This window comes from Acinetobacter sp. UBA5984, assembly GCF_002429925.1.
GTDB classification, from domain to species: domain Bacteria; phylum Pseudomonadota; class Gammaproteobacteria; order Pseudomonadales; family Moraxellaceae; genus Acinetobacter; species Acinetobacter variabilis.
The window spans coordinates 1-12,895 of the sequence record NZ_DJBE01000068.1 but is presented as its reverse complement, the minus strand read 5'-3'; the positions used below and the strand labels follow the sequence as shown (position 1 = coordinate 12,895).

The following is a 12,895-nucleotide window of genomic DNA, read 5'->3' as shown; positions in this document are numbered from 1 at the left end:
AAGGCGTGAATGTGAAATGGGTTGAATTCCCGGCTGGTCCTCAGTTACTTGAAGGCTTGAATGTCGGCAGCGTATCTTTTGGTGAAGCCGGTGAAGCACCACCGATCTTTGCTCAAGCAGCGAACTCAAATCTGGTCTATGTGGCCAATCAGCCTGAAGCACCGAAAGCTGAAGCATTAATTGTACAAAAAGACTCAAAGATTCAATCTGTACAGGATCTGAAAGGCAAACGTGTTGCCTTAAATAAAGGCTCAAATGTTCATTACTTACTACTCAAAGTCCTTGAAGCCAATAACCTAAAACTCAGCGATATTGAAGTGGTTTACCTGCCACCTTCTGATGCCCGTGCCGCTTTTGAACGCGGTGCAGTCGATGCTTGGGTGATCTGGGACCCGTTCTTTGCAGCTGCTGAACATCAAATTGGTGCGCGTGTCATTGCCAGCGGTGAAAATGTGGTGAGCAATCATCAGTTCTATCTGGCAGATCGCAAGTTCGCAGAAAGCCATCCTCAGGTGGTACAGGCGGTGGTCAACGAACTGAATCTGACCACGGACTGGGTGGCAAAAAATCAGGACGCTGCCGCTCAGCTCCTGCAAAAACCGACAGGTCTGGCCGTCGATGTCTTGAAAACCTCTATTTCACGCATGGGCTTTGGCGTTAAACCTCTCAGCACTGACGTGATTCAAAAACAGCAACAAGTCGCCGATGCATTTTATGCGCAGCAGCTGATTCCACAAAAGCTGAATATTGATGCAGCAATTATTAAATAACAGCAGAATAATTCGAGAATAAAGATGAGTCATTTAAAAACAGTTTCTTACATCAGTTTAGCGTTATTGAGCTTTAGTCTGACTGGCTGCCAGAAACAGGAACCACAACAAACGGCTGCCGCAGAAACTACGTCGGTGCAACAAGTTAAAACCATTGCGATTGGCTTTCAGAAATCAGCCTTGAATCTGCTGGTAGCACGCGATGAAAAGCTGTTAGAACAACAATTTCCTAATGCCAAAATTGAGTGGAAAGAGTTTCCGGCGGGTCCACAAATGCTGGAAGCACTGGCAGTCGGTGCGGTGGATTATGGCTATGTAGGGAATACCCCACCCATTTTTGCACAGGCTGCAGATAAAGCTCTGAGTTACGTGGCCTTTGAAAAAGTGGCTGGAAACTCTTTGGCCGTGGTCGTGCCGAAAGACAGTGACATCCAGACGATTCAACAGTTGAAAGGAAAACGGATCGCGGTGCAGAAAGGTTCAAGTGCCCATGAACTTCTGGCCAAAACTCTGGAAAAAGCCGGCTTAAGCTGGTCAGAGATTCAAGCCATTTGGCTTCCCCCTGCGGATGCACGTGCCGCTTTTGACAAAGAAGCTATTGATGCCTGGGCAATCTGGGATCCCTTCCTGGGTGCAGCCGAGTTCGACAGCCAGGTTAAGGTACTGATTGAATCCAGTGATTTTCCGCAAACCTATTCCTTTTACATCGGCAATCCCGAATTTATTCAGAAGCATCCGGATAGTCCCAGCAAGTTTATCCAGGCTTTAAATGCCTCTGACCAGTGGATTCTTAAAAACCAGGCTGTAGCTCTAGATATTTATCAGAAAAGTACCGGTCTGAAACCAGAGGTGGCGAAGATTGCATTTGAGCGTCGTCTTAAACCTTCGCCGGTTCAACCTTTAACTCCGGAAGTGATAAAAGCCCAACAGAATATTGCCGATCTCTTCCAGCAGGTTCAACTGATTCCCAAAACCATCAGCGTCCAGCAACAGATCTGGTCGCCAGCAGCCACACATTGATGAACAAACAAAATGATTTAATTTAAGGAATATCACATGAAAATTTTCTGGTTTATCCCCACTCATGGCGACAGTCGTTACTTAGGCACCAGCAAGGGCGCACGTGTTGTAGATCATACCTACATGAAGCAGATTGCCGTTGCGGTAGATAACTTAGGTTATGAAGGGGTGCTAATTCCGACTGGCCGTTCTTGTGAAGATCCATGGTTAACCGCAGCCAGCCTGATTGATGCGACCAAAAAATTAAAATTCCTGGTGGCGCTGCGTCCAGGCGTGACCACTCCGGCACTGGCTGCACGTATGGCCGCGACCTTTGACCGCTTGTCCAATGGCCGGGTGCTGCTGAATCTGGTGACTGGCGGTGATGAACAGGAACTAAAAGGTGACGGCGTCTATGAAGATCACACAACCCGCTATAAAACGGCGACCGAATACACCACCATCTGGCGTGAAATTTTAAAACGCTCACATACCGGTGAAAGCTTTAGCTTTCATGGCGAACGCTTAAGTGTCGACGAGGCAAAATTGCTGTATCCACCAATCCAGCAGCCACATCCGCCTTTATGGTTTGGCGGTTCATCGGATGATGCCATTGAACTGGCCACGGATCAGGTTGACACTTATCTGACTTGGGGTGAACCGCCTGCAGCAGTGAAAGAAAAGATTGAAAATGTCCGTGCCAAAGCCGAAGCGAAAGGTCGCAAGCTGAGCTACGGTATCCGTCTGCATGTGATCGTGCGTGAAACCAATGAAGAAGCATGGAGAGCAGCAGACGAGCTCATCCAGTATGTGGATGATGCCACCATTGCTGCCGCACAAGCGAAATTCAAGCAAATGGACTCTGTCGGCCAACGTCGTATGGCTGAGCTGCACAATGGCGAGCGTAGCAAACTCGAAGTGTCTCCAAACCTGTGGGCAGGTGTAGGTCTGGTACGTGGCGGTGCAGGTACAGCATTGGTCGGCGATCCAGAAACTGTCGCAGCACGTATTCAGGAATATGCTGATCTAGGTATCGATACCTTCATTTTCTCAGGCTATCCACATCTGGAAGAATCCATCCGTTTTGCGGAACTGGTATTCCCATTACTTCCACTGGAAACCCAGAAAAAACTCACTCAACCGAACTTGACCGGTCCATTTGGTGAAATTGTGGCGAACAACTACACACCTGACGAGAACAAGCAGGCTGAGAAAATTAAGGAGTCTGCTTAATGTCAAAATTCGTTTCCGTTGAAACCCTGACCCCAAAGCAGGTTTCACGTGGAACAATTCTGGGGCAGCATCTGCTGCCCTGGCTGGTTCCAATTTTCTTGATTGCAGTTTGGCAAATTGCCTCTAGCACAGGCCTACTGGAAAGCCGGATTCTGCCTGCACCGAGTGCCGTGGTTTTAGCCTTCTGGAATTTATTGCTCAGCGGTGAACTGTGGACGCATGTGCAAGTCAGTGCAGGACGTGCCATCAGCGGATTATTGGTAGGTGGTGGTTTGGGCCTATTGCTGGGTCTGTTAAATGGTTCATCCAAAACTGCCTCTACCCTGCTCGATACCACCTTGCAAATGATCCGTAATATCCCGGCTTTGGCCTTAATTCCACTGGTCATTCTCTGGTTCGGGATTGATGAATCAGCCAAGCTGTTTCTGGTCGCGATTGGTGTGTTCTTCCCAATCTATATTAATACCTATCATGGAATCCGTTCAGTCGATCCCCAGCTAATCGAGATGGGAAAAAGCTATGGCCTGACCCGCTGGCAGCTTTATAAAGAAATTATCCTGCCAGGGGCAATGCCTTCAATTCTGGTCGGTCTGCGTTTTTCACTCGGTCTGGTGTGGGTACTGCTGATTGTGGCGGAAACGATTTCTGCCCAGTCCGGCATCGGTTATATGACCATGAACGCGCGTGAATTCCTGCAAACCGATGTCGTACTGGTGGGTATTTTACTGTATGCCCTGCTCGGTAAACTGGCAGATGTCCTGGCCGTGGCCTTAGAACGATTCCTGCTGCGCTGGCATGCTGGCTATCAAAAATAATTGAAAAAATATTGAGGAGCATGTGATGACTGATCTCAGCTTAGGGCGTCTTGCCAATGATCCGACTGCAGTGCAGGAGCCTGCTGCAACCGATATCAATCCCAATGCAGTTGCCGGTGCCGAAATCATTATTGAACAGCTGCATAAGTTCTATGGCTCGGTGAAGGTACTGGAAGATCTGGACCTGCATATTCAGCCGGGTGAATTTCTGGCGATTGTTGGACGTAGTGGCTGTGGTAAAAGTACCCTGCTCCGTCTGATTGCCGATCTTGAAAAACAGAGTTACGGTGAAATTAAATTTAAGTCTGCACGTCATATTCGTGAAGGTATTACCGCTGATGATATCCGCGTGATGTTCCAGGATCCGCGTCTATTGCCATGGCGCAGCATCGAACAGAACGTACAACTGGGCTTACCAAAAGACCAGCATGGCAATGCTTCACAAATGCTGGAGAAAGTCGGCTTAAAAGAAAAAGCTGGGCTTTGGCCTTCACAACTATCTGGTGGTCAGCGTCAACGTACAGCTCTGGCACGTGCCTTGTCACATAAGCCACGTATTTTACTGCTGGATGAACCACTCGGTGCGCTAGATGCCCTGACCCGTCTGGATATGCAGAACCTGATTGAAAAATTATGGACTGAACAGGGCTTTACTTCGATTCTGGTCACCCACGACGTGAGTGAAGCCGTACAACTGGCAGACCGGATTATCCTGCTGGATAAAGGCCATATTGCCAAAGAGTTTAAAGTTGATCTTCCACGTCCACGCCAAAAGAATGTGAAATTTGCCGAACTTGAACAGCAGGTTCTGAATGCGGTTTTAGCAACCTGAAATGTGAGGGAATCTGGAATAACTGTTTATTCTGGATTCCTTATTTCGAATCAAGAAAATATCTGTCTCACTGATTATTTATTCAGCAATTGGCAAAATTTCAACTTAATTCATTAATTTTATTTTAACTTTATGATGCTTTAAGGTAATAATTAGTACTTAAAAAATCATCAACCTTTTCAAAAGCTTGGTTTTTAATTCTTGCGCCTTAAACCGATACTAATTGTATCTTTAATCTAAAGAATAAATTATCATTATTCATAAAATTAGCACCTGACTTGATGCACAAATCTGATGATTTGACGTACAATAAAAAATTCCCTTTTTTAATTGTTTTTAATATTTGCTGATGGAACAAAAAAAGAGTACTCAAAAACGCAACCAGCTGCTGAATGCTGCACTCGATGTTTTTTCCCTATACGGTTTTAATGGGGCGAGTTTAGATGAGATCGCACAAATTGCAGAAATGCATAAGTCGAATATTTTCTATTATTATGAAAATAAAGAGGCGCTCTATGTAGAGGTTTTAACGACCGTTCTACAAAAATGGCTGGCACCTTTACAAATGCTAGAAGCCGATCTTGAGCCTGAAGAAGCGATTACCAATTATTTGATGCAAAAAATTGAAGTATCGCGTACCCAGCCTAAAGCTTCACGCCTGTTCGCTCTGGAAGTGATTCAGGGTGCGCCGCACATTTTAGAAATCTTAAAAGGTCCATTGAAAAAACTGGTCAAGCGTAAAGCCAAAGTGATTTCAAACTGGCAGGAACAAGGCAAGATTTCTAAGGATATCGATCCTGAACTGCTGATTCTGAATATCTGGGCCGTGACCCAGAACTATGCAGATTTCGCGACCCAGATGGAAATGGTGACGGGCAAGACCTTGCGTAACCGCAGCATGCAACAACGGATTATCCAGCATACTGTACATATGATGCTGTACGGCGTACTTCCGCGTACACAAGAAAAATAGGTCAACGCAAATCATTTGGCATACGACCATAAATTTTATGGTCGCCGACCCCTTCTCTCACCCTTTATTATTTTAACGTTTGATATAAATTCAATAATTTCTGCGCACCTAGCAGCAGATTCTCTTCCCAGTCCAAATGAGCACTATCATCTGCACCGTCAGTAATATATTTAACTGAAATCAGGCGCACATCCAGTTTACGGCACACCTTGGCCAGCGCATAGCCTTCCATATCGACCAGCTGACAAGCCACTTTTGGCAAGCCTGTTTCAAAGCTATCCCCTGTTCCACAAATCCCTTTCGGTAAATGGGCAAAGAACGGTTCCAGATCAATTGCGCCTGGCAAATGATCATCCATCGGGGTAATACCAACTTCAAATCCTAGTGGTGAAACATCCATATCACGTTGCACAAAACGCTTAACTTCAACCAGTTCATGCGCCTTGAAATGGGAACTGCCTGCGGTGCCGAGATTAATCAGGGTTTTACAGCGAGTTTTCTGAATCACTTCAAAAGCCTTAAAAGCAGCATTGACCTTGCCGATGCCACTATAGTGGACTTCCACACCTTCTGCTTCGAACAAACCTTTGGATTCACTGGCCAATGCCATAATGAGCGCCGAATCTGACATGCAAACTACCCGAGACTGAGAAAACCGTGACATTAGAAAGCAAAATCCAGGCAATGAAAAGCGGGTTTTTAGATTTCTGTTTTGCAGATCTCATGCTTAAATAACAGCAGAAGATTCTTGGATGGCACACTTTCGTCTTGATGTGTTTCGTGATTTTTCAATAATTTTTTTGCATAAAAACACAACAGCAAGACGAATCGTTGAGATTATGGCAATATATAGCCTTTCCTATTTTCAATTCCCTGATTTCGCCTATGCAGCTGCTCCGTCTCAATGCTTTAGCGTCACATTCTGAATTGCCAAAAACCGCCGTTACGATTGGTAATTTTGACGGCGTGCATCTGGGTCATCAGGCCATGATCAAACAGTTAAAAGCTGTTGCAGAAGCTGAGCAACTAAAAACTGTTGTGATGATCTTCGAGCCACAACCGCTTGAATTTTTTAAAGGTTATGAAGCACCACCACGTATTTCTTCTTTGCGCGAAAAAGTGGAATATTTAAGCGAACTGGGTGTGGACTATATTGCGGTCGCCAAGTTTGATCATCATTTCCGAAGCCTGAGTGCCGAAGCCTTTGCCGACATTCTGAAAGATAAATTGAATGCAGCGCATCTAGTCTTGGGGGATGATTTTCACTTTGGTAAAAACCGTCAGGGCAATAGTGAATTTCTGCGAGACTACGGCTTTAAGGTCACCAATCTGCATACCATTGCCTTGGATGGTGAACGGGTCAGTTCTACCCGCATCCGTCAGACCCTGCAAGCGGGTGACCTTGCTCTGGCAGCCAAATTGCTGGGACGTCCTTATAGTATTACCGGCCGGGTGCAATACGGCGACCAGATTGGCCGTACCATTGATTTCCCGACCATTAATGTCCGGTTGAACCGGCATAAACCTTGCCTGCAGGGCATTTATGGGGTTGAAGTCGTCTGTGAAACCGAATCACTCAGCGCCAAGGTTCAGCAGGAAAATCCTGAACAGCCGGGTATTGCTGGCTATGATCAGGGTAGCCTGTTTGGTGCTGGTCATGTGGGTACCCGCCCTGCGATCAAACAGACTCATCCGGAATGGCGATTAGAAGTACATTTTCCTGATGTTTCTGCTAATCTGTATGGCCTGTTAATGCGGGTAACCTTCTTGAATTATCTGCATGGCGAAAAAGATTATCCTTCGCTTGAAGCGTTAAAGGCCGGAATTGATGATGATGTTGAGAAACTGCTTGAGTTTCGTCGAAAACACCCCACATTTCCCTTTTAATGTCCCGTATTTTTATTGTAAAACGTGTCAGTCTAATGACTGATTAAATTGGAAGACAACTTGCATGAGCGATAAGCAAACTCCTGAAAATGCAGTGGATTATAAAGCCACGCTAAACCTCCCAGGTACTGACTTTGCAATGAAAGCAAATCTGGCAGTACGTGAAGCGAAATGGTTAGAAGAGTGGTATGCCGATGACATTTATCAGCAGATTCGTGCATCGCGAATTGGCAAGAAAAAATACGTGCTTCATGATGGCCCTCCATATGCCAATGGCCAGATTCACTTAGGTCATGCAGTCAACAAGGTACTTAAAGACATCATCATTAAAAGCCGNNCTCACCATGAACTTCAAGCAGGAAGCCAACATCGTGCGTTCACTCGGTGAAATCGCGAAAAATGGCCATATCCAGCCAGGTCTTAAACCGGTGAACTGGTGTCTGGACTGTGGTTCAGCACTGGCTGAGGCTGAAGTTGAATATGAAGATAAAAAATCAGATGCAATCGACGTGGGTTTCACCGTGGTTGATCTGGCGGATCTGTCTGCACGTTTAGGTGTTGAAGTTAAAGACTCAACCGATATCGTAATCTGGACGACTACGCCTTGGACCCTGCCTGCGAACCAGGCAGTTGCCCTGCATGCTGAAATTGAATACCAGCTTGTTGTTGCACGTGGTGAAGATAAAGCTGCACAAAACTTTATCCTGGCCAAAGATCTGGTTGAATCTGCGACTGAGCGTTATGGCTTTAACGCGGTTGAAGTGATTGCCGAGTTTGCCGGTGCGAAACTTGAAAATCTGGTACTGCAACATCCTTTAATTGCTGAGCGTCAAGTACCAGTCATTTTGGGTGAACACGTTATCGCGACCAGCGGTACCGGTGCTGTCCATACTGCGCCTGGCCATGGTGTAGACGACTATAAAGTTGGTCTGCTGTATAACCTGAAAGTAGATAATCCAGTGGGCGGTAATGGTGTGTATTTACCGACTTCACCACTATTTGCAGGCGAACATATCTACAAGGCCAATCCACAAATTATTGCGGCGCTTGGCGAAGCTAACAAGCTATGGGCACATAAGCCTATCAAGCATAGCTACCCGCACTGCTGGCGTCATAAAACTCCAATTATCTTCCGTGCGACCCCACAATGGTTCATCAGCATGGATGAAAAAGGTCTGCGTCAGGGCGCATTGAATGCCATTGAAAATGACATCAGCTTCGTACCGGATTGGGGTAAAAACCGTATTCAGGCGATGATTGAAGGCCGTCCGGACTGGTGTATCTCACGTCAACGTACCTGGGGTGTGCCAATCCCATTCTTCGTGCATAAAGACACCAATGAACTGCACCCACGTACACCTGAACTGATCGAAGAAGTCGCGAAACTGATCGAACAGGAAGGTATTGATGCCTGGTATAACCGTGAAGCCAAAGACTTCATCGGTGATGATGCTGAGCAGTACAACGCGGTTCGCGATACCTTAGACGTCTGGTTTGACTCTGGTACAACCCACTATGCAGTGCTGCGTGACCGTGAAGAATTGACCGATCCGGCTGATTTATATCTTGAAGGTTCTGACCAACACCGTGGCTGGTTCCAGTCTTCATTATTGACCTCTATGGCGATCAATCAACGTGCGCCATACAAAGGTCTGCTGACTCACGGTTTCGTGGTCGATGAGAAAGGTCGCAAAATGTCGAAATCGCTGGGTAATATCATTACTCCGCAAGACATTATAAAGAACATGGGTGCAGACGGCCTGCGTTTCTGGATCGCTTCAGCAGATTACCGTTATGAAATGACCGCAGGTAAAGAGATCTTTAACCGTGCATCAGATGGTTACCGTCGTATCCGTAATACCCTGCGTTTCTTACTGGCAAACCTGAATGGCTTCAACCCGGCAACTGATGCCCTACCCGTAGATCAACTGATTGCACTGGATCAATACATCCTGCAACGCGCGAATGATGTACAGGAAACCATCAAGAAAGCATATGAAGATATGAACTTCCATATCGTGACCAATGCCTTGACCAACTTCTGTATTAACGACCTCGGTGGTTTCTACTTAGACATCATCAAAGACCGTCAGTACACTACTAAAGCAGACTCGCAGGCACGTCATTCTGTGCAAACTGCACTGTATCATCTGGTACAAGCCTTTGTTCGCTGGATGGCACCAATCCTGAGCTTCACCGCTCAAGAAGCATGGCCACTAATTCCAGGTCAAAGCGAGAAATATGTCTTCACTGCTGAATGGTACGATATTCCAGTTTCAGCACAGGCAAACCTGTTATCTGAAGCAGACTGGCAAACCCTGATTGCAGTGAAATCTGCGGTGAACAAGCACATTGAAAATGCGCGTAATGAGAAACTGGTGGGTTCAAATCTGTCTGCCAAAGTTGAGTTATGGGCCAATGATGAGCTGAAAGCTGTTCTAGACCGTCTGGGTGATGAGCTGCGTTTCGTTCTGATCACTTCTCAGGTAATCGTGAATCCGTTTGATGCTGCTCAAGGCAATGACGCTGAACTTGAAGGCCTGCGCGTGAAAGTATCTGCGGCAGATGGCGAGAAATGTGTACGCTGCTGGCATGTACTTCCTGATGTGAATACACATACCTCACATCCAGGACTATGTGGTCGTTGTATTATTAACCTCCCAAGCGGCCAAGGTGAAGAGAGAAAATATGCCTAACCCACAGCAGAAAAAGGGTCTGTTCCAGTTCTATCCCCACAATTTGTGGTGGATCGGACTGGCTATTCTGGCGATCATTCTAGATCAATGGACCAAATGGATTGCGGTAACACATCTGGAATATGCAAATCCAGTGCCCGTCCTGCCCTTTTTAAATTGGACACTGTTACATAACTATGGCGCTGCCTTTAGTTTCTTGTCCGATGCCGGTGGCTGGCAACGTTATTTCTTTACCTCACTTGCAGGTTTAGTGTCTGTGGTTTTCGTGTTCTGGCTGATGCGTATGCCAAAGAGCATGAAAGTCTTGCCACTAGCAGTTGCCCTGATTCTGGGTGGTGCTATTGGTAATCTGATTGATCGCATTTCTTTAGGTTATGTGGTCGACTTTATTCATGTCTATTATCAGAACAGTCACTTCCCTGCTTTTAATATTGCGGATAGTGCCATTACTTTAGGTACGATTCTGCTGCTGATTGATACGTTTTTCCTGGAAAAACACCGAATTCAACGTGCACAGGCGCAACATGACTGATTTTATTAATCCTAACGAGGAAACTCGTGTTGAAGACGGCTCTAAAGTCGAGCTTCATTTTTCTGTCGCGATCGAAAGTGGCGTAGAAATTGACAATACCCGTAGCCGTGAAGAACCGGTAAGCCTGACCATTGGTGATGGCAACCTATTACCAGGTTTTGAAAAAGCTTTAATGGGCTTACGTGCTGGTGACCGTCGTACCGTCAGCCTTCCGCCCGAAGAAGCTTTTGGTCCGTGGAATCCTGAAAATGTCCAAAAATTTGATACGGTGAAATTCGGCGAACGTCCGATTGAAGGTCATATGATCGAGTTTGAAGACAAGGCCAAATCGACTTTGTATGGCGTGGTAAGATCCGTGAATGATGACATTACTGAAGTGGACTTTAATCATCCACTTGCAGGTAAAAACATCACCTTTGAAGTCGAAATCTTCAAAGTCACTCCGGCTGGCCAGCAAGGTGTGAAGCTGATGTAATTTCAGCTAATCACATGATTTAAAAGAGCTCCTTCGGGAGCTTTTTTAGTTTCTGGATACAAATCCTCTCTAGTCTCTGTTCAGAAATCTGATTAATTTAATTTGATGAGAATGCGATAAGAAAGGGAAAGATATGAAAATTTATATTGTGGTTGGCAGTGTGCGTGAAGGACGTACAGCAATTAAGGTCGCACATTGGGTACTACAGGAAATTAAAAAATATGGTTTTAGCACGCTTGAAACCGAACTTGTCGACTTAAAAGAATGGGATCTTCCGCTTTTTGCTGGTTCTCATCCCCCATTGACCGGTATTTATGATCAGCCGAAACAGCAGGAATGGGCTGACTTTATTGCCCTTGCGGATGCATTTATTTTTATCAGTCCCGAATATAACCATGGCTATAGCCCGGCATTAAAAAATGCGCTGGATTATCTGGCCAAGGAATGGCAAGGCAAGCCGGCAGCCTATATAGGTTATGGCGTCACTAATGGCTCACGTTCCATTGATCAGATCCGCCAGGTCGGCACTCAGCTCGGTATGGTGGATACCAATGCGATTGTAGAGCTGCGAGACATTTTTAGTCGCAATAAAGACTACAGCTTTGAAGGAAATGAATTCGACAATAAAACACTCAGAGATGTCGTGGATAAGCTGATCCAGTATGTCAGTGCCTGAAGACGACAGCGATGTGCGCTTTAGCCTACAGGCAGCGCAGAATTTGTCGGCTATTCTCACTTTCAGTTCAAGGCTATAGTTTGATTCATAGACAGACAGGAAGTCTGCAAAGCCATACAACAACAATAAAAAGCGCAGAGTAACAGGACGTTGACAGGTCAGACAGGAGTCAGATCTGAGAAGCAAATCCAGAAAAGCCTCAACAGGATGTTGGGGCTTTTTTGCATTTAAAATCTGGTATTTTTCTTCAAAAAATCAGATCTCTACATTAAAGCCTAAATTGATATCACAGGCTGCTTGTCCGCCTCGGATCCCCCAGTTTTCCCATGGACTTTCTCACAGATGAATCAGGATATGATCAGGCGGAATGCCCAGTTTTCCCAAGCTTTCTACACAATCTGCTGATACAGTTTGCGCTTGGTCTCCAGACTCCGGCCAGCGAAGCAGTCAATACCGATCAAGGTAAAGTATTCAGGCTGGGTCAGATGAGTCATATACTGAAAACGATGGGCTTCATGTACCACCAGCCGGATATTACGGTCATAGTCAGGCAGCTGAAACGCATTTTTCACACATTGAAATACGCTGTCGAGTAACCGCTCTTCATCAGCCTGGGAATACTGCTGCCGGACTTCAATTTGAACGGTAGGCATGTGCTTCTTCTTTTTATTATTTTATTGAATAGAGAGATGAGCTTTAATAAGGTCTTCTATCTCTACCATATCGCAAAATTATCCTGAGAACTCTGGAATTAATTGGATAAATATTTTCAAGTGACCTTGTCGCCTCTGGCCTACAGCAGATGCGGTCAATGCCTCTACTCGGTCTTTCTGACTCAGGCTATATTGAGTGCATACCAAGACAGGAAGTCTTGCAAAAACAAGAATAAAACATCGGCAGGATGCTGATTGATACCGGAGGAAAGGTATCTGAGCTAAATTTGAAAAGGCCCTCACAGGAGTTGGGGCCTTTTTCTTTCATTCTGATGTCCCGTCCTGAAATAAGTT

At 45.8% G+C, this 12,895-nt stretch carries 11 protein-coding genes and 2 pseudogenes; 11 read left to right on the top strand and 2 right to left on the bottom strand.

Annotated features, from left to right (window positions below):
* The 6 genes from B3J29_RS11070 to B3J29_RS11045 form a co-directional block, all read left to right on the top strand.
* Positions 1-770, top strand: a 770-nt coding sequence (locus B3J29_RS11070) for an aliphatic sulfonate ABC transporter substrate-binding protein (RefSeq protein WP_286965488.1), incomplete at its 5' end; no start/stop codon positions are given.
* Between the two features lie 24 nt (positions 771-794).
* Complete coding sequence (locus B3J29_RS11065) at positions 795-1,790, top strand: aliphatic sulfonate ABC transporter substrate-binding protein (RefSeq protein ID WP_175966552.1); 996 nt, start codon at positions 795-797, stop codon at positions 1,788-1,790.
* Positions 1,791-1,826: 36 nt separating this feature from the next.
* Positions 1,827-3,002 (top strand): FMNH2-dependent alkanesulfonate monooxygenase, encoded by a 1,176-nt coding sequence (gene ssuD, locus B3J29_RS11060; RefSeq protein WP_175966550.1) that lies wholly within the window; start codon positions 1,827-1,829, stop codon positions 3,000-3,002.
* Positions 3,002-3,817, top strand: a complete 816-nt coding sequence (ssuC, locus tag B3J29_RS11055; protein WP_125278873.1) for an aliphatic sulfonate ABC transporter permease SsuC — start codon at positions 3,002-3,004, stop codon at positions 3,815-3,817. The genes ssuD and ssuC overlap by 1 nt, the downstream gene beginning before the upstream one ends.
* A gap of 25 nt (positions 3,818-3,842) precedes the next feature.
* The gene (locus B3J29_RS11050; RefSeq protein ID WP_159124168.1) at positions 3,843-4,649 is read left to right on the top strand and encodes an ABC transporter ATP-binding protein; all 807 of its coding nucleotides are present in this window, start codon (positions 3,843-3,845) and stop codon (positions 4,647-4,649) included.
* A gap of 349 nt (positions 4,650-4,998) precedes the next feature.
* Positions 4,999-5,622, top strand: coding sequence for a TetR/AcrR family transcriptional regulator (locus B3J29_RS11045; protein ID WP_005232857.1), 624 nt, complete (start codon positions 4,999-5,001; stop codon positions 5,620-5,622).
* 67 nt (positions 5,623-5,689) lie between these two features.
* Here the strand turns inward: B3J29_RS11045 and B3J29_RS11040 are convergent, their stop codons facing one another.
* A complete protein-coding gene (locus tag B3J29_RS11040; protein WP_175966548.1) occupies positions 5,690-6,253 on the bottom strand; it encodes a 5'-nucleosidase in 564 nt (187 codons plus the stop codon).
* A gap of 254 nt (positions 6,254-6,507) precedes the next feature.
* Between B3J29_RS11040 and ribF the strand changes: the two genes are divergently transcribed.
* The 5 genes and pseudogenes from ribF to B3J29_RS11015 all read left to right on the top strand — a co-directional run bounded on the left by ribF (position 6,508) and on the right by B3J29_RS11015 (position 11,888).
* Positions 6,508-7,509 (top strand): bifunctional riboflavin kinase/FAD synthetase, encoded by a 1,002-nt coding sequence (ribF, locus tag B3J29_RS11035; RefSeq protein ID WP_175966547.1) that lies wholly within the window; start codon positions 6,508-6,510, stop codon positions 7,507-7,509.
* A 64-nt stretch (positions 7,510-7,573) separates the two neighbouring features.
* Positions 7,574-10,205: pseudogene (gene ileS / locus B3J29_RS11030) on the top strand (isoleucine--tRNA ligase).
* Positions 10,198-10,737, top strand: a complete 540-nt coding sequence (gene lspA, locus B3J29_RS11025) for a signal peptidase II (protein WP_175966543.1) — start codon at positions 10,198-10,200, stop codon at positions 10,735-10,737. Before ileS ends, lspA begins: the two are co-directional and overlap by 8 nt.
* Positions 10,730-11,212 (top strand): FKBP-type peptidyl-prolyl cis-trans isomerase, encoded by a 483-nt coding sequence (locus B3J29_RS11020; protein WP_125278879.1) that lies wholly within the window; start codon positions 10,730-10,732, stop codon positions 11,210-11,212. Before lspA ends, B3J29_RS11020 begins: the two co-directional genes overlap by 8 nt.
* A gap of 133 nt (positions 11,213-11,345) precedes the next feature.
* Positions 11,346-11,888, top strand: coding sequence for an NADPH-dependent FMN reductase (locus tag B3J29_RS11015; RefSeq protein WP_005232867.1), 543 nt, complete (start codon positions 11,346-11,348; stop codon positions 11,886-11,888).
* A gap of 255 nt (positions 11,889-12,143) precedes the next feature.
* Here B3J29_RS11015 and B3J29_RS11010 read toward each other — a convergent pair.
* Positions 12,144-12,541, bottom strand: a pseudogene (locus B3J29_RS11010) (tautomerase family protein).
* Positions 12,542-12,895: the final 354 nt, after the last annotated feature.

Coding starts and splice junctions, on each gene's coding strand:
- B3J29_RS11045 (WP_005232857.1), top strand. CDS start 4,999: ATGGAACAAAAAAAGAGTACTCAAAAACGCAACCAGCTGCTGAATGCT.
- lspA (WP_175966543.1), top strand. CDS start 10,198: ATGCCTAACCCACAGCAGAAAAAGGGTCTGTTCCAGTTCTATCCCCAC.
- B3J29_RS11050 (WP_159124168.1), top strand. CDS start 3,843: ATGACTGATCTCAGCTTAGGGCGTCTTGCCAATGATCCGACTGCAGTG.
- B3J29_RS11020 (WP_125278879.1), top strand. CDS start 10,730: ATGACTGATTTTATTAATCCTAACGAGGAAACTCGTGTTGAAGACGGC.
- ssuD (WP_175966550.1), top strand. CDS start 1,827: ATGAAAATTTTCTGGTTTATCCCCACTCATGGCGACAGTCGTTACTTA.
- B3J29_RS11040 (WP_175966548.1), bottom strand. CDS start 6,253: ATGTCAGATTCGGCGCTCATTATGGCATTGGCCAGTGAATCCAAAGGT.
- ssuC (WP_125278873.1), top strand. CDS start 3,002: ATGTCAAAATTCGTTTCCGTTGAAACCCTGACCCCAAAGCAGGTTTCA.
- ribF (WP_175966547.1), top strand. CDS start 6,508: ATGCAGCTGCTCCGTCTCAATGCTTTAGCGTCACATTCTGAATTGCCA.
- B3J29_RS11065 (WP_175966552.1), top strand. CDS start 795: ATGAGTCATTTAAAAACAGTTTCTTACATCAGTTTAGCGTTATTGAGC.
- B3J29_RS11015 (WP_005232867.1), top strand. CDS start 11,346: ATGAAAATTTATATTGTGGTTGGCAGTGTGCGTGAAGGACGTACAGCA.